The organism is Lacibacter sp. H407, assembly GCF_037892605.1.
Taxonomy (GTDB): domain Bacteria; phylum Bacteroidota; class Bacteroidia; order Chitinophagales; family Chitinophagaceae; genus Lacibacter.
The window spans coordinates 145,822-167,599 of the sequence record NZ_JBBKTU010000002.1; the positions used below are offsets into that span (position 1 = coordinate 145,822).

Sequence of the window (21,778 nt, forward strand, 5' to 3'; positions counted from 1 at the left end):
TACATCATGTTCAAAAATTATTTGAGTTTATCATTTCGTCGCCTGTTCAGGAATAAGTTCCACACATCCATTAATCTGATTGGTTTGGTGATTGGGTTTACAATTGGTCTTGTTGTATTACTGGCGGTCTATGGTCAATTTACATTTGATAAAAATCATGTGAACCGTGATAAGATCTACCAGGTCTATCAGGTATTTCATAAAGCAAAGGGGGATGAAATAGGTAACACATTTGGTTTTCCTGCTGCAGAACGATTTAAGGCGGAGGTGCCTGCCGTTGATAGATCTACCCGTTTTTTGCATGGAAGTAATGCTGTCTTATATAAAGAAAAAGAAGTAGACATCACCACAATGCTTGTGGATGAAGATTTTTTGCACATGTTTACATTTCCTGTTGTAAAAGGGAATGCGGCGAATCCTCTTTCTAATCTTTCCAATATCATCATTACAGAAAAAACGGCCGAGATCATTTTTGGCAGTGAAGATCCGATTGGAAAAACGATCAAATCTCCTTTCGGTGATGAGTTAAAAGAAATGGTTGTGTCGGCAGTGGTAAAAGATATTCCAAAAAACTCATCGTTTCGATTTGGTGCGTTGGCTCGCACTGAAGTTCGGCCCGACTATACCGTAGACAAAGCAAACTGGAATAACCAGCATCATCCTGTATTTGTTCAGCTGAAGGAAACAGGCACCGTGCAGCAAGCTGAGCAGCAATTGCGGACAATCAATCAAAAATATTTGACAGAGTGGTCGGCAAGTTTAAAACGTGAAGGAGCGGTTCCTGATAAAAAGGGAGATGTATTCACCACACATTTGCTGTCGTTGAAAGATGTGCATTTTTCACCACGGATCAATAACATTGGAAACTCAGTGAACAAGGCTGAACTCGTTGCTATGCTGGCAATCAGTTTATTGATCATTTTGATAGCGTGTTTTAATTTTGTAAATATCAATCTGGCGAATGCATTTACAAGAAGTAAAGAAATTGGTGTACGTAAATGCCTGGGTGCCGCAAAAGATAGCTTGTTTTTACAGCTGTGGAGCGAAAGTTTTATTGTGTGCAGTATTGCATTTGTATTTTCATTGGTTCTCACAAATATTATTATCGGCATCATTCAACGTCAATCGCCATCGAATATGCCGTTGGATGAATTGCTATGGAATCCTGGCTATCTGTTAATGACGTTTGGTCTTTTATTACTGGTGTCCTTCATTGCCGGTGGATATCCTTCTTGGTTAATGGCGAAGTTGAAAGTGGTGGAAACACTCAAAGGAAAAATATCACTGAAGCGGAAAAGTATTGCACGCAGTTCGTTGATAGTAATGCAGTTTGTGATAGCCTGTATTATGATCAGCAGTACACTTATTATTTACAGTCAATTTAAGTTTTTGCAAAACGCCGATCTGGGTGTTAACAAGGAATATGTGATCGTAATTCCATTTCATAAACCGGAAAAAGGGATAAGTAATATTGAGAAACTACGTTCACGCCTGTCATCAAATCCGGCTATTGTTTCTTTAACAGGCAGCAGTGTGAATATTGGATTAGGTAAAGACGGCATCACCACAAAAATAACCAACCGTTTTGGGTATAAAGACAGAGAGATCAATACTAATCTGGCCTACATTGATTATGATTACCTGAAAACGTTTGACATTAAAGCAATTGAAGGAAAGGATATTGATCTTTCTTATGCGGCGGATAGTTTGCCGCATGTATTGCTTACTGAAAGTGTAGCGAAACAATTCAACGAAAAGCAAATTGCAGGACAAAAAATAGTTGTTGACAGTAGTTCCCCCGCCTGGAATATTGTGGGAGTGATTCCGGATTTCCATATGTACTCGATGCGTGAAACAAAAGAGCCGATTGCTCTCGTAATGAATAAGAATGAACGAGTACGTTACTGTTTCATTAAAACCAATGCGCAAAACAAAGTAGCGATGATGGAAGCGGTGAAAAAAGAAATGGCCATTCTGGAACCCGGGCGTGATTTCAAGGGGTCGTTCATGGACGATAATATCAACAACTGGTACAAGCAGGAAAAAATGATGTCGATCATGTTGAGTATTGCTGCGTGTATTGCAATTGTATTATCCTGTATGGGTTTGCTGGCAATGGTATTACTCATCATTCAACAGCGGGTTAAAGAAATCGGTGTGAGGAAGGTGTTGGGTGCTGGCGTGTCGAACATCTCTTATCTCATTTCAAAAGAGTTTTTAGTATTGGTGCTGATAGCAGTATTGATCGCTACACCTATTTCATGGCTGGCCATGAATAAGTGGTTGCAATCATTTGCTTACCGCATCGAAATAAATATCTGGATGTTTATACTCGTGGCAGTAATAGCGCTATTGTTTGCGTTCATCACTATTTGTTATAACACCGTGAAAGCTGCTGTGGCTAACCCTGTAAAAAGTTTGCGAACAGAATAAACCGGAACAATATGCTGAAATTTAACTTCAAGATCGCATGGCGCAATATTTATAAGAATAAAGTTTTCTCTTCCATCAACATTATTGGGTTGGCATTGAGTATAGCCTGCTGTCTCGCCATCAGTATGTATATCTGGGAACAAACACACTATGATCTATTTCACAGCAATGAAAAAAATACATATCGCATAACTAACAAACAAAACCAGGCAGGAAAATTATATCTAACAGCTACCACACCCGGACCATTGGCACCGGCACTGCAAAAGGATTTGCCTGAGTTAGAAAATACTGTTCGATTTGGAAACTGGAGCGGCTTGTTAAAAAATGGTAACAAAGTATATGAGGAGAAAAATGTACAGCTCACAGAGAATTCAATTTTTAGTGTATTCAATTTTCCGTTGCTGAAAGGAAATATCAAAACAGCTTTGCTTGCTACAGATGAAATTGTGATTACGGAAAAAATAGCCGTAAAATACTTCGGTAAAGACTGGCGAAACAATCCTTCGCTACTGGGACAGATATTTACATTAAATGGCGATCTGAATTTTAAGCTGGCAGGTGTTGCGGCAAATCCGCCTGAAAATTCAAGTATTCAGTTTGATGTTTTATTGCCAATTGCTTTTTTATTTAAGATAGATAAATGGTCGAACAAATGGGGGAGTAATAATTATCATACCTATGTTCAGTTAAAGCCGGGTACAAACGTAACAGCTTTTGAAAATAAGCTTGCAAAACAATTAAAGGTTTATAAACCTGATACCGATGATATTTTACAATTGCAGCCTTTAAGTAAACAATACCTCTATTCAAAATTTGATTTCTTCACTGATTGGGGAAAGCGTGGTGACATAAAGTATGTAAACATTTTTCTGGGTGTGGGATTATTGCTGTTGCTGATTGCCTGTGTAAACTTTGTAAACCTTTCTACGGCACGTTCATTAAAACGATCTATGGAAGTAGGTGTGCGTAAAGTTACAGGGGCATCCCGTAAGCAGTTAATTTTTCAATTCTTAAGTGAATCTGTTTTGATCGCCACCATTGCAGGACTTATTGCAGTGGCTATTTTAAAATTGGCTCAACCTTTTCTACTGGAGTTAACGGGAAGAAGTATAGAGATGAATCTCGCCAGCGGTTTACTCTTCAGCTTTTTTTTATTATTCATCATTCTTATTGGATTAATTGCAGGTATTTATCCTGCATTCGTTTTATCATCATTCAAACCAATTAAGGTATTGAAAGGAAAGCCCGAAGTAACATCAGGTGTTGGATTTCGTCAGGTTTTGGTGATTGCACAATTTGGTATTTCTGTTACGATGATGATTTGTACTTTCTTTATGTATCATCAGTTGAAGTTTGTACAGAGCAAAGACCTTGGCTTTAATTCAGAACAAATTATCCGTGTAAGGTTGGGTAATGAGTTAAAAGGAAAAGTTGCGTTGCTGAAACGTGATTTAGATAACGAAAGTACCATTGCTGCAACAGCGCCTGCAACTATGAGTTTGGCTAATGTTGACAACTCAACAAATTTTGAATGGGAAGGAATGCAACAGGGACAAGAGTTTTTAATTACACAAGCGAATGTAGACCCGGATTTCATCCTTGCATTAGGTATGGAGCTATTAAAAGGTGAAAATTTTAAACCTCAAAATGAAAACGATACCATAAACAATTTTATCATAAATGAAACGGCTGTTAAGCTTATGGGTTTAACAGTTGGCAATGTAATTGGCAAGCGTATCACATTTTTTGGTGCCAAGGGTACTATTATTGGTGTAGTAAAAGATTTTCATTTCAAGCCTTTGAGTGCAGGTATTGAACCATTTGTTTTCCGTTATCAACCTTATGCGCCCTATTTTAATTTGTTTGTAAAAACAGTTCCCGGCAAAACTGCAGAAGCTATTAATCAAATTCAAAAACTTTATAAAAAATATGAACCGGAAGCCCCGCTTGAGTTTGCATTCCTCAATGAATCAATAAATCAGTTATATAGCAATGATAAACGAACTGCATCTGTTATTTTACTCTTTGCCTGTTTAACAATTTTTGTTGGTTGTTTGGGTTTATTTGGCCTCACAGTATTTGCAGCAGAGCAACGCATAAAAGAAATTGGTATCCGTAAAGTTTTGGGTGCCGGCGTGCTTTCTGTAGCCCGACTCTTATCAAAAGATTTTTTAAATCTGGTATTAGCTGCAGTTGTAATTGCAATACCCGTTGCATGGTATGCAAGTAGCCAATGGTTACAAAATTTTGCTTACCGTATTAAATTGGATTGGTGGGTGTTTGCAGTTGCAGGTAGTTTGATCGTGATGTTTGCAATGTTAACCATAAGCATACAGGTAGTAAAAGCAGCAGTAAGTAATCCCGTTAAAAGTTTGCGAACAGAATAAATTAAACAGATGATCAGGAATTTTCTAAAAGTAGCATGGCGCAATTTGTGGAAGAACAAATTATTCTCATTCATCAATATCGTAGGGCTTGGGCTTGCCATTCCGTTTGCATTACTCAGTTTAATGCAGGTACAGAGTGCATATGAGTTTGATAATTTTCATCCCTATCCCGATCGTACATTCAGGATCATTACCGATGTAACAGACAATGTTGGTACAAAAACAAAATATGCATTATCGCCCGTTGCTGCAGCAGAGCAATTAAAACAAGGCTATCCTTATATTGAGCAATCAACATTTGTGGTACGTGATTTTGGCTGGCAGTTAAGTAACCGTTTAAATACAATCGATGTGAACAGCATTTATGTGGAACCTGCTTTCTTCGACATATTTGGATTTCAGTTGGAGAAAGGCACAAGGCCAGTTGAGCCAAACACATTGGTGCTAACCAAAGAAAAAGCGGAAGCGATTTTTGGAACTGTTGATCCTGTTGGTAAAGCACTCAGTCATCCCCACTATGGCGAGTTTACAGTAACAGGAGTATTGAAGCCTTATAAACGTAATACGCATTTACGTAGTGATGTGATGGTTTCAATGGCTACGTATAAACGAGTATCAAAAGACACCGCACTTACATCATTGAGCGGCTTTACTTACGTGTTACTGAAACCTGGTGTAAAGGAGAAAAATCTTGATGCTGCATTAACATCCATTGGTTCTAAATTAAATAAGCAGGCTGCATCTCTTCCAAAGAAAGAAAAGTTTCAATTCCGAAAGCAATACATCACCAAACTTGCTCCCGACTTTGATGATCTTCGTGGTAATTCTTATGTAGAATCGTTGCTTGACTTGTCTGTGAACTTTGGTTTTGCATTAGCATTGCTCTTGTTGGCAGGGTTTAATTATGTGAATCTTACATTGGCCCGTTCGCTTAGTCGCTCAAAAGAAGTAGGTGTGCGAAAAGTAGCAGGTGCATTGCGTTATCAATTGGTGTGGCAGTTCATTTGTGAAGCAATTCTGGTTGCATTGCTTGCATTAGTGGTTGGTTTTGTTATGCTCAAACTTATGGAACAGTTCAGTTATGTAAACTGGTTTACGTGGGAGGTAGATAATAAAATAGTTATCTGGGGAGTGTTTATTGTATTTGCCGTTTTTATCGGCATGCTTGCAGGGTTTATTCCGGCACGAATACTTTCCAGCTTTCAACCGGCAAAAGTATTGAAGGGAACAATCAGCCCATCTTCGTTTGGTAAGATGGGGTTACGAAATAGCCTCGTTGTTATTCAATTTGTAGCAACTTCTCTTTTTATTTTTCTTACGGCTACGTTGTACAGCCAGTTTAAATACATGGCGACAGATAACGAAAACTTTAATCGAGAGAATATTTATAATATTTCGTTTAGTGGAGATCACCGCTTGTTGCAAAATGATATTGCCGCAAACAGATCAGTTGAGCGGGTAGGGATGGTTTCAACACCATTTGGGGGAAGCTCGGCACAATGTGCGATCAAAAAAAATAACCAGGAACAAAATATTGAAGCAAGCTATTATGCGGCAGATGCTGATTTTGTAGCAAACATGAATCTGCAGATCATTGCCGGTGAAAATCTTCCCTCATCAGTCGGCGATTCCATTTCCGATTTTATATTGGTAAATGAGCAGGCATTGGCGTGGCTTGGTTTGGGCAAGCCGCAGGAAGCAATCGGCAAAGTGATTCACTTGAATAACAGCCGCCAGGTTACAATACATGGTGTAGTAAAAGATTTCTGTTATTATGTGTACCAGTTTCAAACAAAGCCCTTGGTATTGCAATACAACCCATCGCAGTTTCATGTGTTGAGTATTAAAACAAAAACTGCTGTTGAAGATGGAATGTTTAAAAGTGAGATCAACAACATCTGGAAAAAATATCATCCGCATGAAGAGTTGGCGTTCTCGAACTATCAAAAAGATCTGTATGATCGTTATTTCCCCGGAAGAGATATGCGGTTCATGGGGATGTTTTGCGTGGTAGTGTTAGTGATCGCTGTCATGGGTTTGTTAGGTATTGTCACCTATCATACAGAACGGCGTGTGAAGGAGATCGGCATACGTAAGGTAATGGGTGCATCCGTACCTGCGATCATCAGAGAATTATCAAGGAGTTTTGTAAAGCTCATCGTTATTTCTGCCAGTATTGCATTACCCGTTAGTTATATGGCAGGTTATGTGTTCATCACTTTATTTGCATACAATGACGGAATCAATCTGTTGTTGTTGTGCCTACTGTTTTGCACCATTTTCACCATCGCCTTATTTACGATCATGTATAAATCAATGCAGGCAGCAGCAGCTAACCCGGTTAAAAATTTAAGAACAGAATAAACCAAGAAGAAGGTATGTTAGTACAACTCAAAAATTTGTTTAAATGGGTTACGGTTGGCGGTAACCGTACGTTTCTGCTAAAGGATATTAACCTTGAAGTGGAGGAAGGAGAATTTATTTCAATTATGGGGCCATCGGGTTCAGGGAAATCAACCTTGCTGAATGTAATTGGTATGCTCGATGGTTTTGATGAAGGCGAGTATAACTTCCTGCACGAAAGTGTACATAAGTTAAAAGAGAAACAAAGGTCACAATTATACAAACAATACATTGGTTTTGTTTTTCAGCAATATCATTTAATTGATGAACTGACGGTGTATGAAAACATTGAAACACCCTTGTTGTACCAGGATGTAAAAGGCAGTGAGCGGAAAGCAATGGTAGCAGATATGCTCGATCGGTTCAATATTGTTGGTAAGAAGGATCTTTATCCAACACAATTATCAGGGGGCCAGCAACAACTCGTGGGTGTTGCACGTGCATTAATTGCAAAGCCCAAATTGATTCTTGCCGATGAACCAACCGGTAACCTCAACTCCAAACAAGGGGAGGAGATCATGGATTTATTTAAGCAGTTGAACCAGGAAGGGGTAACAATCATACAGGTAACTCACAGCGAAAAAAATGCAGCTTATGCCGGCCGTACCATTCATTTACTTGATGGACGTATTGAACAACAGGTTAAAAATTAATACAACAGTTATGCGGATACTTAGTTTTGTTCTGTGCTTTTTTATTTATGGAATTAGTGTAACAGCACAGCAATATAGTTTAAAGCAATGTATTGATACAGCGTTGAACAGGAATATTCTTGTGCAGCAAACAGGATTGCTGATGCAATCGGCTGAAGTTGATAAGAACCAGGCGAAGATGAACCTGTTGCCGAATGTAAACAGTCGTTGGAACTACGGTAACAACTTTGGACGCAATGTTGATCCTATTACCAATACTTATACCAATAATCAATTATCGTCTTCCAATGCAGGTTTAGATGCTGGTGTGATCTTATTCAACGGTATGCGTTTACAGAATTTAATTCAGCAAACCAATTTTTCCCACAAGGCAGCAGAGCTTGATTATAAACAGGTCAAGGATAATCTTATACTGAATGTGATACTTTCTTACATGCAGGTGCTGGTGAGTGAAGATGTGTTGAGCGTATCACGTGCACAATTACTGGTTACTCAAAAACAGATCGAACGAATGGAGATCATGGTGAAAGAAGGTTCTGCAGGAAATTTTCAGTTGACGGATATGAAAGGGCAAATGGCAAATGAACAAATAAGTATTGTGAACCTGGAAAACAGTTTGCAGCAGGCGAAGCTTACGCTGTGCCAGTTAATGAACATTCCTTATTCGGCTTCACTGCAATTAGAAAGAGACATTCAGTTGAATGAAACGTTCTATGCACAAAGTTCACCTGAAGTAATTGCTGCGGCAATGGAATATATGTCGCTGGTAAAAGCAAATGAGTTTAGAGTAAAGAGTGCCGAGAAAAATATACAGATCGCTAAGAGTGGTTATTATCCCACCATCAGCCTCGGTGCAAGTGCCGGTAGCAGCTATTCCAATTTATTTACCCGGTTGGTGCCAACAACAATTTCGGAGATCACAACAGGCGATTACATTAAAAGCGGTTCAACCCGAACACCGGTTTATAAAGAGATACAGAATTTCTCAACAAATAGCGTAGGCTATTTCAAACAGATGGAAAACAACCTTGGATTTTTTGCGGGTGTTAATATGCAGATCCCCATTTTTAATAATCTGCAAACGAAGAACAGAGTGAAACAGGCAAAGCTACAACTCAAGAATACACAACTCAATGCAGAGAATACGAACTACCAGCTAAAACAAAACATTGAGCAGGCTTGGCTCAATATGCAGGCTTCTTATAATCGTTATTCAATGTTAAAAGAACAGTTGACAAATTTTGAAGAGTCGTTCCGTGCAGCAGAAGTGCGTTTTGAAAGTGGTGTGATCAATGCTGCTGAATTTCTCATCGCCAAAAATAATCTCGACCGCACAAAGATAAACCTTGTGCAAACGCAATACGAGTATAGCTTCAGAACAAGATTATTAGATTTTTACCAAGGGAAGCAGTAGCGAAGTTGAAAGGATTACTTTAACACGTTGTCGGCATCAACATCACCTTCCTCGTCTTTGGGTTTGTGGTAATCATTCTTTAGTTGCTGTTCAAACTCTTCTTCGTCTTTCATATTTCTGCGGATGAGAAATACAACTAAGGCTACGAGAGCAATTCCGGTTACAATGAGAACGGGCCAGTTCATATCCTGAATTTTTACAGAAGATACCACAAATTTGAAATTTTTCAAACGGGCTGTATGAACAAATCGTTAATTGTATGTTGGGAATTGTTACAGCAAATCGTTCAGGTTGGGAATAATGTTCAGCACCTTGTGAAAGTTTTTCTTATAATGTTTTTTATCCAGCTTGTAATAAAAGGCACCTTTTTTTGAATTTAGTTTGTCTTTGTCTTTTTGTTTTACCAACAAACCGGTCGACATTACCTTGCGGCTAAAATTCCCCTTATCAAATTTGTGCTCATACACTTCTTCAAACATATTCTGTAATAACGGAAGTGTAAATTTTTCAGGCAATAATTCAAATAAAATCGGGTGGGCGGCAGCTTTGTATTTCAAACGTTCTTTGGCCATTGCAACCATTGCGGGGTGATCAAAGATCAGTTCCGGAATTTCATTCAGAAAAAACCACTCAGCATGATATTCTTCGCTGATCTGCCGTTCGTATTTGTGAATATCTATCAAGGCAAAATAGGCAGTTGAGATCGTCCGTTCAAGCGGATCCCGGTCGGGTGCAGAAAATACATGAAGCTGTTCCAGGTAAACGCCATCCAGCCCTGTCAATTGTTTCAATACACGGGTAGCCGCCTCATCGGTGCTTTCGGCAGGTTGTACAAATCCCCCCATCAAACTCCAGTGGTCTTTTTTAGGCTCTAACCATCTTTTTACTAATAGGATCTTCAGGTGTTGACCATCAAAACCGAAAATGATGCAGTCAACTGCATTGATGAATCGTGTTTGTCGTTGATACTTTGTCATATATACAGGCAAGAAGAATTAAAGATATAGAAACAGTTGACGGGCGGCCAAAAAAAAGCTGAAATACTTTCTTTTTGTAAAATTAAATGTAAAATTGACAATTATTTAAAAAAACCTTTATATTCGGTACTGAATTGCTTCATCTAAAAATTTATTATTATGCGAATCGCTGCCATCAAGCCTGTCTTTTTTCTCCTTTCATTTCTCTTTTTCCAACTTGCCATCGTTGCTCAAAACAGTGTTGTGGTGAATGCAGATCAAGGTAAAGTAAAGATCGACAAACATATTTACGGCCATTTTGCCGAGCACCTGGGAGCCTGTATCTATGGCGGCTTTTATGTGGGCGATACAAATAAGATCATTCCCAATACAAATGGTGTGCGAAACGACATTATTAATGCGTTGAAGAAATTGAAAGTGCCCAATCTTCGTTGGCCCGGTGGTTGTTTTGCCGACACCTATCATTGGAAAGATGGTGTAGGCCCCAAAGCAAATCGTCCGGCAATTGTAAACCGTTGGTGGGGTGGTGTTACAGAAGATAACAGTTTTGGCACACACGACTTTTTGAATATGTGCGAGTTGATCGGTGCAGAGCCTTATCTCGCAGGCAATGTGGGAAGCGGAACCGTGCAGGAACTTTCAGATTGGGTACAATATGTAAATGGTAAAGCAAATACAAGCCCCATGACCACATGGCGTGTAAAGAATGGCCGTGAGAAAGCATGGAATGTAAATATCTGGGGCGTTGGAAATGAGGCCTGGGGTTGTGGTGGAAATATGAAGGCGGAGTACTATGCAAATATCTACCGTCAGTACGCTACTTACATGGCTGATTTTGAAAACGACGCTAAAAAATTCAGGGTAGCTTCTGGTGCAAACGGAAATGATTATAACTGGACAGAAGTATTGATGCGTGACATTCCACACAATATGATGGAAGGTGTTGCACTGCATCATTATGCAGTGATCAATTGGAACAAAAAAGGTCCGTCAACCGAATATAACGAAGAACTGTATTTTGCTTCTATGAAATCGGCTTTGCGCATGGAGGAATATGTTACCCGCCACAGTACGATCATGGATAAATACGATCCGAATAAACGTGTGGCGTTGGTTGTTGATGAGTGGGGCGGATGGTATGATGTGGAGCCGGGTACAAATCCGGGATTTTTATTCCAGCAGAATACAATACGGGATGCAATGATAGCTGGTGTTACATTGAACATCTTTAACAATCATGCTGACAGGGTGCGTATGGCAAACCTTGCACAAACGGTAAATGTGTTGCAGGCGGTAATTCTTACTAACCAGGAGAAAATGTTGCTTACACCCACTTACCATGTAATGGAAATGTATAATGTGCATCAAGATGCCACCATGCTTCCTGTGCAATTAAAAACAAATGATTATGTTTTCGGAAATGAGAAGCTGCCTGCAGTTTCTGTATCCGCTTCAAAAAACAGTAGTGGAACAACGCATGTATCACTTGTTAATATTGATGCATCAAAATCGCAAACCATATCGATCGATGTGCGTGGATTAGCTGTTAAAACAGTTGCAGGCAGAATTCTTACTTCAAAAAAATTACAGGATTATAATTCATTTGACCAGCCGACAAAAATTCAACCTGTTGTATTTAATGGGGCAAAACTTTCCAACAATACGCTCACTGTTGAATTACCACCTTATTCAGTAGTGGTGCTAACATTAAAATAAAGCTGTTCATGAATTATCAGAAAAGTTTTTTGCTTAGCCTTGTGCTGTTGTTTTCTTTAAGTGTGCATGCTCAGCAAAAAAAGACATTCGTCATTAAAGCAAATCAAGCAACAGCAGAGATACAGCCTACCATGTGGGGTGTGTTTTTTGAAGATATCAACTTCGGTGCAGATGGTGGTATTTATGCTGAACTCATCAAGAACCGTTCCTTCGAGTTCTTCAAACCACTCATGGGTTGGAAAGTAGATCAGAAGCCTTTTGTTGAAGGTGCTCTTACTGTGCAGAACAGGCAGGGAGCGAATCTTCCCAATCCACGTTTTCTGCGTGTGCAGCTAAACAATGCAGCAAAAGGAAATCTCAGCATGACGAATGAAGGTTTCCGTGGCATGGGTATTAAAAAAGATCTGCGTTACGATTTCTCTGTTATATATCGTACATCAGGGAACATTAAACTCCATGTTGAATTACTGAATGCAAAGAACCAGGTGATCGGCAACAGCGTTGTTGATGCAACAGCAACAGGAGATGCATGGAAGAAATTAGCAAAGAGTTTTCAATCGACTGATACAGCACAAAAAGGGCAGTTCAGAATCTGGTTTGAAGGAACAGGCACCATTGATCTTGATATGATCTCGTTGTTTCCTGAAGACACGTGGAAGAAACGTCCCGGTGGTATGCGTGCAGATATGATACAGTTGCTGGCTGATATGAAGCCCGGCTTTATCCGTTTTCCCGGCGGTTGTATTGTGGAAGGCTTTGATTTGTCGAATCGTTATCAATGGAAAAAAACGATCGGGCCAATTGAAGAACGTCAGCTTATTATGAACCGTTGGAATATTGAATTCCCGCATCGTTCTGCTCCCGATTATTTCCAAACATTTGGTTTAGGTTTCTTCGAATATTTTCAATTGTCAGAAGATGTTGGTGCAGAAGCATTACCTATTCTCAACTGTGGCATGGCTTGTCAGTTTAATTCTGCTGAGCTTGTTCCTTTAGATCAACTCGATCCTTATGTACAGGATGCATTGGATCTTATTGAATTTGCCAATGGCGATGTAACTACAACTTGGGGTAAGAAACGTGCAGAGATGGGACATGCAGCTCCATTTAATTTAAAGTTTCTTGGCGTTGGTAATGAGAACTGGGGTCCGCAATACATTGAGCGGTTAAAGATTTTCCAAAAAGCGATCAAAGAAAAATATCCAAACATCAAAATAGTAGCAAGCTCCGGTACAGGACCTGATGGTGATCGTTTTGAATTATTGAATACTGAATTGCGTAAGATGAATACCGATCTCATCGATGAGCATTATTACCGCAGTCCTGAATGGTTCTTCAGCAGTGTAAGACGTTATGATAATTATCCAAGAACAGGTTCAAAAGTATTTGCAGGTGAATATGCATCGCATGTTGATAAAACAAACGGTGCACAACGCAACACCTGGTTGGCAGCTATCAGTGAAGCGGCATTCATGACCGGTTTGGAACGAAATGCCGATGTAGTAACAATGGCATCGTATGCGCCACTCTTTTCACACATTGATGGATGGCAGTGGGCACCTGATATGATCTGGGTTGATAATCTCCGTTCATACGGATCACCTACTTACTATGTACAAAAACTGTTCTCCTTAAATAAAGGTTCAAAAGTTGTTCCGCTTACGTTGAACAATGATGTTGTTGCCGGACAGGATAGTTTGTATGCATCATCAGTGATTGATGCCGCAACAAATGAACTCGTGATCAAGATCGTGAATGCATCAAATAAAGAACAGGTAACTGTATTATCTGTTGAAGGTGTGAAGAAGTTGGCAGCTCAGGGGAACTTAACAGTGTTGCAGGGCAGTAATTTAACAGCGGTGAATTCATTCGATCAACCCATGCAGGTAGCACCTAAAGAGTCGATCATTACAATTAAAGCTAAAAAGTTCGATTATACAGCAGCTCCTTATTCCTTCACGGTATTCCGGATAAAAATGTTGAAATAATGAACGGTTTGTCTATTATAAAAAAACTAAAATCAACAACATCATGCGTTTTAAACATGTAGTTTTAATGTGTACAACAGCCGTAGCAGTGCTTGCTGCCTGCGAAACCGGCAGTAAACAAAACGACCAACCAATGAACCAAAAAATTACAAAGGAAAGCTGGGGTGAAGCCGATGGCAAGCCCGTTGATTTGTACACATTGACCAATGCAAATGGTGTGCAGGTAAAAATTACAAACTATGGTGGCACTGTTACATCATGGATAACACCTGATAAGGCTGGTAACAAAAGTAATGTTGTGTTGGGTTTTGACAGTTTAAGCGGCTACTTAGCGAAACCTCCTTACTTCGGTGCAATCATTGGCCGTTATGGTAACCGTATTGGTAAAGGAACATTTAAGATCGATACAGCAACGTATCAACTTGCAACCAACAATGGTGCAAATCATTTGCATGGTGGTAATAAAGGATACGATAAAGTAGTGTGGGATGCAAAACCTGCTGACAGCACTGCTTCTTTAACGCTTACTTATTTAAGTAAAGATGGTGAAGAAGGCTATCCCGGTAATCTCAACATCACCGTTGTATATACACTCACAGATGATAATGAATTGTTGATCGACTATACAGCAGAAACAGACAAAGCAACTGTTGTGAATTTGACCAACCATAGTTATTTCAACTTAACAGGCGATGTAGACAATACCATTCTTGATCATCAATTACAAGTGAATGCAGGCAAGTATACACCCGTTGATGCAGGGTTAATTCCAACAGGCGAATTGAAAGATGTAAAAGGAACGCCGTTCGACTTTTTACAACCGCATAAAATTGGTGAACGTATTGCTGCTGTGGAAGGTGGTTACGATCACAACTTTGTTTTAACCCGTACAGGAAGCGATCTTGAATTAGTAGCTACGCTGTCTGATTCAGTAAGCGGCAGAAAACTAGAAGTGTTTACAACAGAACCCGGCTTGCAATTTTATTCAGGTAATTTTTTAGATGGTACAATTACAACAAGCGATGGAAAGTCGATCAAACTGCACACCGGTCTTTGTTTGGAAACACAGCACTTTCCTGATTCACCAAACAAACCTGAATTTCCATCTACCTTATTAAAACCAGGTGAAAAGTATCATACCGTAACCAAGTACAAAATTTCCGTTAATTGATTTTTATAAAGTGATCTTATGAGTAGTGAAGCGTCTTATGTAATCGGTGTCGACTACGGATCAGATTCCGTACGAACCATTATTGTGAACACAGCAAACGGTGAAGAACTTGCTTCATCGGTGTTTTATTATCCCCGTTGGAAAAAGCAGTTGTACTGCAACATGAACGAAAACCAGTTCCGTCAGCATCCGTTGGATTATGTGGAAGGACTGGAAGCAACCATTAAAGAATGTGTGGCAAAGGTTGGTGCTGAAGTTGCTTCAAAAGTAAAGGCACTTTCTGTTGACACAACAGGCTCAACACCTGTTGCAGTTGATAAAACAGGAACACCGCTTGCATTAACACCCGGCTTTGAAGAAAATCCCAACGCCATGTTTGTGTTGTGGAAAGATCATACAGGTGTTGGTGAAGCAGCAGAGATCAATGCACATGCCGAGAAATTTGATACCAACTATTTACAATTTGTTGGTGGCATTTATTCAAGCGAATGGTTCTGGGCTAAACTCCTGCGTGTATTACGTGCCGATGAAAAAGTAAGAAACAGCATTTATTCATTTGTGGAACATTGCGATTGGATCCCGTTCTTATTAGTTGGCGGAACAGATGTACATGCAATGAAACGTGGTGTATGTTCTGCAGGTCATAAAATATTATGGGCAAAAGAGTGGGGCGGACTTCCTCCCAATGAATTCTTTGCGACATTAGATCCATTGCTTGACGGATTTACAGATCGTTTGTTCAAAGACACATATCCTGCTGATCAGTCAGTAGGCACTATTACCAAAGAATGGGCTGCACGTTTAGGTTTACCTGAAACAACAGCGATTGGTGTTGGTGCTTATGATGCACACATGGGTGCTGTTGGCGGACAGATCGAACCCTATTACTTAAGTAAAGTAATGGGCACATCTACCTGCGATATGATGGTAGCGCCGGTAAAAGATGTTGAAGGAAAACTCATCAAAGGAATTTGCGGACAAGTCCCCGGTTCTATCATTCCCGGTATGATCGGGTTGGAAGCTGGTCAATCTGCATTTGGTGATGCATATGCATGGTACAAACGTTTACTCACATGGCCATTGCAACAGATACTTTCAAAATCTTCTTTAGTTGATAATGCAACAAAAGCAAAACTCATCAGCGAAACAGAAGATGCAATTATTCCTCAACTGAGCAAACTGGCGGAGCAATTAGAAATAGATGAACACAGTGAATTGGCGGTAGATTGGTTTAACGGAAGAAGAACGCCGGATGCCAATCAATTACTAACTGCTTCTATAACCGGACTTGACCTGGGAAGCGATGCAGTGAGAATATTCAGAGCAGTTGTTGAGTCAACCTGTTTTGGTGCAAAAGCTATTGTTGAGCGTTTTGTTGAGCAAGGTATTCCGGTGAAAGGTTTGATCGGTCTTGGTGGTGTGGCAAAAAAATCTCCATTCATTATGCAGATGATGGCCGATGTGATGAACATGCCCATTAAAATTCATAAGAGTGAACAAACCTGTGCATTGGGTGCAGCCATGTTTGCTGCAACTGTTGGCGGCGTGTACAGTAAAGTGGAAGATGCCATGCAGGCAATGGGACAGGGCTTTGATGCAGAGTATCATCCCAATCCAGATCGTGTAGCAATGTACCAGTTCCGTTATGAAAAGTATAAAGAGGTTGGAGCATTCATGGAAGCACAAACAAAAGAACAGGCAATTGAAGTGCTCGACTGATCAATAAGTAAAATGAACGCCACAAAGACACGAAAGCGCAAAAGAAAGAACTGAATTGAAGATATCTTCTTTGCGTTTCTAACAACCTTTGCCGCTTTGTGGCCAAACAATAAGTTATGAGTAAGTATAGTCACATACAGGAAGAAGCATACGAAGCAAACATGCAGTTACCCAAATTAGGGTTGGTGCTGTTTACATTCGGTAACGTAAGTGCGGTTGACAGAAGTTTGGGTGTATTCGCCATTAAACCAAGTGGCGTTCCATACGAAGATCTGAGTCCCGATAAAATGGTGATCGTTGATTTTGATGCCAACACAGTTGAAGGTTCATTCCGCCCTTCGTCCGATACAAAAACACATGCAGTGTTATACAAGCATTGGGAAAAGATCGGCGGCATTGTTCACACGCATTCAACCTATGCAACAGCATGGGCACAATCGCAACGTGATATTCCCATCTTCGGCACAACACATGCAGATTATAATACTGTTGATATTCCATGTGCTGCTCCCATGAGCGATGACATGATCAAAGGCAATTATGAATACGAAACAGGTTTTCAAATCCTTAATTGCTTTAAAGATCGTGGATTGAGTTATGAAGAAGTGGAAATGATCTTGGTGGGTAATCATGCACCATTCACATGGGGTAAGAATGCAGCGAAAGCAGTACACAACAGCGCAGTGTTGGAGTTTATTGCACAAACTTCGTTGCTTACAGAACAGATCAATCCAAATGCACCAAGATTAAAAGATTCTATCCGTCAAAAACATTACGAACGTAAACACGGGCCCGATAGTTATTACGGACAAGCATAAAAGCAAATATTCAATCGATCACAGATTCAATTACAACAATGAAAGCGTTTAAAAATTCAGAAGTATGGTTTGTTACAGGCAGCCAGGACCTGTACGGTGAAGAAACATTGAAACAAGTAGCAGCACACTCACAGGAAATCGCAGGATCACTTAACGATGCTTCTGTAATACCGGTAAACGTAGTGTTTAAACCAACGGTAAAATCAACAGAAGAAATATATGCTATCTGTGCAGAAGCAAATGCAGCAAAGAATTGTATCGGCATCATTACGTGGATGCATACATTTTCACCTGCAAAAATGTGGATCAGAGGTTTAAATATTTTACATAAGCCATTATTGCACCTGCACACACAATTCAACCGTGACATTCCATGGAGTGAAATTGATATGGATTTCATGAACCTCAACCAGAGTGCACATGGCGATAGGGAGTTTGGTTTCATCATGAGCCGCATGAAGTTGAAGCGTAAAGTAGTTGTTGGTCATTGGCAGGACCCGAATATGTTGGATCGTATCAATACATGGGCAAGAGCCGCAGCCGGCTGGAACGATTCTCAAGGTGCACGCATTGTTCGCTTTGGTGATAACATGCGTTATGTAGCTGTTACCGATGGGGACAAAGTGGAAGCAGAAATGAAATTCGGTTACAGTGTGAACACACATGGTATTGGAGATTTAGTAAAAGTGATCAATGAGGTTAGTGATGCTGATGTTGATAAACTCACACAGGAATATTTTGATACCTACAATGTTGTTGCATCGTTGAAGAAAGATGGTAAACAATACCAGTCATTGCGTGATGCTGCAAGAATTGAGCTGGGCATGCAATACTTCCTTGAACATGGAAACTACAAAGCATACAGTGATACGTTTGAAGATCTGCATGGCATGAAACAATTACCGGGCATTGCTTCACAACGTTTAATGGGTAAAGGTTATGGCTTTGCAGGTGAAGGCGATTGGAAAACGGCAGCACTTGTACGCACCATGAAAGTAATGGGCACCGGTTTGAAAGGCGGTAACAGTTTCATGGAAGATTATACCTATCACTTCGATCCAAAGAATCCATTGGTTCTTGGATCACACATGTTGGAGATCTGCGAGAGCATTGCTGATGGAAAAGCAAATTGTGAAATTCATCCGTTAGGAATCGGAGGTAAAGAAGATCCTGTTCGTTTGGTGTTTAATGTTGCAGCAGGACCTGCATTGAATGCATCAATTGTTGATATGGGCAACCGCTTCCGAATGTTAGTTAATGAAGTGGAAGCAGTAGCACCTGTTGCTGATCTTCCAAAACTACCTGTAGCAAGAGTGTTGTGGAAACCATATCCAAACATGAATGATGGTTGTGCAGCGTGGATATTGGCAGGTGGAGCGCATCATACAGGCTACAGTCAGAATCTTACTTCAGAACATATGGAAGATTTTGCTGAGATGGCAGGTATCGAATACGTCCGCATTGGTAAGCAGACCGACCTCTATCAATTCAAAAATGAGCTACGATGGAATCAAGTTTTCTATAAGTAGTTGTTGAATTGTTTTTATTCATAGATTTAAATTTTATAATCAGCCAACAAAAAATTCTGCATGAATCAAAACCTTGCTTTTGCCGATTACCTGGTTTTTATTATTTATTTTGTTATAGTTGCCGGCTACGGTTACAGTATCTACCGAAAACGTAAAAAGAATGAGCATGATGCCAAAGCCTATTTCCTTGCAGAGGGTACACTTACATGGTGGGCCATCGGTGCATCCCTGATCGCTTCAAATATCTCAGCCGAGCAATTTATTGGCATGAGTGGTGAGGGATTCTTTTTAGGTATTGCTGTTGCAGCGTATGAGTGGATCGCTGCTGTTGCATTGATCATTATCGCTGTTTGGTTTATTCCTGTTTATTTAAAGAACAAGATCTACACCATGCCTCAGTTTTTGAAAACGAGGTATAATGAATCAACAGCGTTGATCATGGCGGTGTTTTGGTTATTTCTGTATGTGTTTGTAAATCTCACCTCTATTCTTTATCTCGGTGCAGTAGCTATTAATGGTATTGCAGGCGGTGGTTATCTCCACATAATCATGACAGGGTTAGCAGTATTTGCCTTGTTGATTTCTTTGGGTGGTATGAAGGTTGTAGCGTATACCGATGTAATTCAGGTGGCCGTATTGATCATTGGAGGATTGGTAACAACTTATATCGCTCTTACAACGGTGGGAGAATATTTTGGTGTTGGTCAGGATGCAATTGCGGGCTTTAAAGTATTGATGAATGAAGCGCCTGAACATTTTAAAATGATTATTCCAAAACCAACTGCTGAGTCTACTCAAAATGATATTGATAAGTACATTACGTTCCCGGGGGTGCTTTCATACCTTGCCGGTATCTGGATCATTAACCTGAACTATTGGGGTTGTAACCAATACATCACACAACGTGCATTGGGCGCCGATTTGGAAACTGCCCGTACAGGTATTTTGTTTGCCGGATTTTTAAAATTGCTGATGCCGATCATTGTGATGCTGCCGGGGATCGCTGCATTTGTATTGTATAAAGATGGTCATTTGCCACAACTTGTTGGTGGTAAGGATGGTGCTTACTCTGCTGTGCTTACGTTCCTGCCAACAGGTTTGAAAGGCTTATCAGTTGCTGCATTAACAGCAGCTATTGTTGCTTCGTTAGCTGGTAAAGTAAACAGTATTTCAACCATCTATACATTGGACATTCATAAAAAGTATATTCAGAAAGAATCAACTGAAAAATCACAGGTTTATACCGGTAGAATAGCCGTGGTTATAGCGATGGTATTGGCAGTATTGTTTACCTGGAACGATTTATTGGGTATCGGTGGCAAAGGTGGATTTACATTTATTCAGCAATACACCGGTTATATCAGTCCGGGTGTTTTTGCCATGTTTATTCTCGGTATGTTTTGGAAGCGAACTACGGGTACAGCTGCAATTGTAGGATTGATAACCGGCTTCGTTTTGTCTGTGTTGTTTAATGAATTTGCACCTCAGTTATTTGGTAATGAAACATTTTTATATACAGCTTATCATACCATACGGGATGGTAAAGATGTATTTGTGATTCCGTTCCATATCTGTATGGGATTAGCATTTATGTTTACGATGATCGTGATGGTGCTGATCAGTCTTGCCGGTCCGAAGGTGAATCCAAAAGCATTTGAACTCGATAAGTCAATGTTTAAATTGAAACCGCAAACTACAGTCTTGATCGTACTTACGCTGGTAATCATTGCAGCTCTGTATGTGAAGTTCTGGTAAAATAATAGTTGAACTGTTGGTAGAATTGATCGCCCATGTAAAAAACGTTTGTTTATTTGCATGGGCGATCTTGTTTTTAATATGTAAGCAATAAAGCAAACTGAATGATTGAAAAGAAAGCATTTTTATTTGACCTCAACGGAACCATGATCGACGACATGCAGTATCATATCAAAGCATGGCATGGAATATTAAATAGTTTGGGAGCAAATATTTCGTTGGAGCGGATGAAGGAGGAATGTTATGGTAAAAATGATGAGCTGCTGGAACGAATGTTTCCGGGCCGTTTCAGTGACGATGAAAAACGGGAAATGAGTTATGAGAAGGAACGGCATTATCAACTGGCATTCAAACCGCATTTGAAATTACTTCCTGGGTTGGGTGCATTTTTAGAAGAAGCACATCAACAAGAAATCAAAATGGCCATTGGTTCAGCAGCCATCATGTTCAATATTGATTTTGTGTTGGACAATCTTGATCTGCGTCATTATATCAGTGCAATCGTAAGCGCCGATGATGTGGCCGTAAGTAAACCTGATCCTGAAACATTTCTTAAATGTGCGGAGCAGCTTGCTGTTGTACCGGAACATTGTATTGTGTTTGAAGATTCACCAAAAGGGGTAGAAAGTGCAAAACGAGCCGGTATGAAAGCAGTTGTGCTTACCACCTTACATGAAGCTCATGAGTTCGATGGGATGGATCATGTATTGATGTGTGTACAGGATTTCACCGATGTTAAACTGAAGGAACTGTTGCAATAAGATGCTGCTAAATATTACAAAGGTTTCTTACTTTTAAAGTTCTTGTCAGTT

Annotated in this window: 15 protein-coding genes; 13 read left to right on the top strand and 2 right to left on the bottom strand. The window is 39.9% G+C overall.

The window, feature by feature from the left end:
- The first annotated feature begins 6 nt into the window (after nt 1-6).
- Genes WG989_RS19925 through WG989_RS19945 form a run of 5 tightly spaced genes read left to right on the top strand, consistent with a single transcriptional unit; the run spans nt 7 to nt 9,293 of the window.
- Entirely contained in the window at nt 7-2,433 is a 2,427-nt protein-coding gene (locus WG989_RS19925) for an ABC transporter permease (RefSeq protein WP_340431855.1), read from the top strand.
- A gap of 11 nt (nt 2,434-2,444) precedes the next feature.
- Nucleotides 2,445-4,823, top strand: a complete 2,379-nt coding sequence (locus WG989_RS19930; RefSeq protein ID WP_340431856.1) for an ABC transporter permease — start codon at nt 2,445-2,447, stop codon at nt 4,821-4,823.
- 9 nt (nt 4,824-4,832) lie between these two features.
- Nucleotides 4,833-7,187 (top strand): ABC transporter permease, encoded by a 2,355-nt coding sequence (locus tag WG989_RS19935; RefSeq protein WP_340431857.1) that lies wholly within the window; start codon nt 4,833-4,835, stop codon nt 7,185-7,187.
- A gap of 14 nt (nt 7,188-7,201) precedes the next feature.
- Nucleotides 7,202-7,879, top strand: coding sequence for an ABC transporter ATP-binding protein (locus WG989_RS19940; protein ID WP_340431858.1), 678 nt, complete (start codon nt 7,202-7,204; stop codon nt 7,877-7,879).
- Nucleotides 7,880-7,889: 10 nt separating this feature from the next.
- Nucleotides 7,890-9,293, top strand: coding sequence for a TolC family protein (locus WG989_RS19945; RefSeq protein WP_340431860.1), 1,404 nt, complete (start codon nt 7,890-7,892; stop codon nt 9,291-9,293).
- Between the two features lie 14 nt (nt 9,294-9,307).
- Here WG989_RS19945 and WG989_RS19950 read toward each other — a convergent pair whose 3' ends face one another.
- Nucleotides 9,308-9,478 carry a hypothetical protein gene (locus WG989_RS19950; protein ID WP_340431861.1) on the bottom strand — a complete coding sequence of 57 codons (171 nt, stop codon included), beginning with the start codon at nt 9,476-9,478 and terminating at the stop codon, nt 9,308-9,310.
- 87 nt (nt 9,479-9,565) lie between these two features.
- Entirely contained in the window at nt 9,566-10,270 is a 705-nt protein-coding gene (locus tag WG989_RS19955) for an NUDIX hydrolase (protein WP_340431862.1), read from the bottom strand.
- A gap of 159 nt (nt 10,271-10,429) precedes the next feature.
- Between WG989_RS19955 and WG989_RS19960 the strand changes: the two genes are divergently transcribed.
- From WG989_RS19960 to WG989_RS19995, 8 genes are all read left to right on the top strand, one after another.
- Complete coding sequence (locus WG989_RS19960) at nt 10,430-11,986, top strand: alpha-N-arabinofuranosidase (protein ID WP_340431863.1); 1,557 nt, start codon at nt 10,430-10,432, stop codon at nt 11,984-11,986.
- Between the two features lie 8 nt (nt 11,987-11,994).
- Nucleotides 11,995-13,974 carry an alpha-L-arabinofuranosidase family protein gene (locus WG989_RS19965; RefSeq protein WP_340431864.1) on the top strand — a complete coding sequence of 660 codons (1,980 nt, stop codon included), beginning with the start codon at nt 11,995-11,997 and terminating at the stop codon, nt 13,972-13,974.
- A 43-nt stretch (nt 13,975-14,017) separates the two neighbouring features.
- Complete coding sequence (locus WG989_RS19970; protein WP_340431865.1) at nt 14,018-15,145, top strand: aldose epimerase family protein; 1,128 nt, start codon at nt 14,018-14,020, stop codon at nt 15,143-15,145.
- A gap of 18 nt (nt 15,146-15,163) precedes the next feature.
- On the top strand, nt 15,164-16,864 hold the full coding sequence (locus tag WG989_RS19975; protein WP_340431866.1) for a ribulokinase: 1,701 nt from the start codon (nt 15,164-15,166) through the stop codon (nt 16,862-16,864).
- A gap of 116 nt (nt 16,865-16,980) precedes the next feature.
- On the top strand, nt 16,981-17,682 hold the full coding sequence (locus WG989_RS19980) for an L-ribulose-5-phosphate 4-epimerase (RefSeq protein WP_340431867.1): 702 nt from the start codon (nt 16,981-16,983) through the stop codon (nt 17,680-17,682).
- A 38-nt stretch (nt 17,683-17,720) separates the two neighbouring features.
- On the top strand, nt 17,721-19,211 hold the full coding sequence (gene araA, locus WG989_RS19985) for an L-arabinose isomerase (RefSeq protein WP_340431868.1): 1,491 nt from the start codon (nt 17,721-17,723) through the stop codon (nt 19,209-19,211).
- A gap of 60 nt (nt 19,212-19,271) precedes the next feature.
- Nucleotides 19,272-20,966, top strand: coding sequence for a sodium/sugar symporter (locus WG989_RS19990; RefSeq protein WP_340431870.1), 1,695 nt, complete (start codon nt 19,272-19,274; stop codon nt 20,964-20,966).
- A gap of 104 nt (nt 20,967-21,070) precedes the next feature.
- Nucleotides 21,071-21,727 (top strand): HAD family hydrolase, encoded by a 657-nt coding sequence (locus tag WG989_RS19995; RefSeq protein WP_340431871.1) that lies wholly within the window; start codon nt 21,071-21,073, stop codon nt 21,725-21,727.
- Nucleotides 21,728-21,778: the final 51 nt, after the last annotated feature.

Excerpts from the sequence above, each read along its gene's own strand:
- WG989_RS19925 (WP_340431855.1), top strand. The coding sequence starts at position 7 with ATGTTCAAAAATTATTTGAGTTTATCATTTCGTCGCCTGTTCAGGAAT.
- WG989_RS19930 (WP_340431856.1), top strand. The coding sequence starts at position 2,445 with ATGCTGAAATTTAACTTCAAGATCGCATGGCGCAATATTTATAAGAAT.
- WG989_RS19935 (WP_340431857.1), top strand. The coding sequence starts at position 4,833 with ATGATCAGGAATTTTCTAAAAGTAGCATGGCGCAATTTGTGGAAGAAC.
- WG989_RS19940 (WP_340431858.1), top strand. The coding sequence starts at position 7,202 with ATGTTAGTACAACTCAAAAATTTGTTTAAATGGGTTACGGTTGGCGGT.
- WG989_RS19945 (WP_340431860.1), top strand. The coding sequence starts at position 7,890 with ATGCGGATACTTAGTTTTGTTCTGTGCTTTTTTATTTATGGAATTAGT.
- WG989_RS19950 (WP_340431861.1), bottom strand. The coding sequence starts at position 9,478 with ATGAACTGGCCCGTTCTCATTGTAACCGGAATTGCTCTCGTAGCCTTA.
- WG989_RS19955 (WP_340431862.1), bottom strand. The coding sequence starts at position 10,270 with ATGACAAAGTATCAACGACAAACACGATTCATCAATGCAGTTGACTGC.
- WG989_RS19960 (WP_340431863.1), top strand. The coding sequence starts at position 10,430 with ATGCGAATCGCTGCCATCAAGCCTGTCTTTTTTCTCCTTTCATTTCTC.
- WG989_RS19965 (WP_340431864.1), top strand. The coding sequence starts at position 11,995 with ATGAATTATCAGAAAAGTTTTTTGCTTAGCCTTGTGCTGTTGTTTTCT.
- WG989_RS19970 (WP_340431865.1), top strand. The coding sequence starts at position 14,018 with ATGCGTTTTAAACATGTAGTTTTAATGTGTACAACAGCCGTAGCAGTG.
- WG989_RS19975 (WP_340431866.1), top strand. The coding sequence starts at position 15,164 with ATGAGTAGTGAAGCGTCTTATGTAATCGGTGTCGACTACGGATCAGAT.
- WG989_RS19980 (WP_340431867.1), top strand. The coding sequence starts at position 16,981 with ATGAGTAAGTATAGTCACATACAGGAAGAAGCATACGAAGCAAACATG.
- araA (WP_340431868.1), top strand. The coding sequence starts at position 17,721 with ATGAAAGCGTTTAAAAATTCAGAAGTATGGTTTGTTACAGGCAGCCAG.
- WG989_RS19990 (WP_340431870.1), top strand. The coding sequence starts at position 19,272 with ATGAATCAAAACCTTGCTTTTGCCGATTACCTGGTTTTTATTATTTAT.
- WG989_RS19995 (WP_340431871.1), top strand. The coding sequence starts at position 21,071 with ATGATTGAAAAGAAAGCATTTTTATTTGACCTCAACGGAACCATGATC.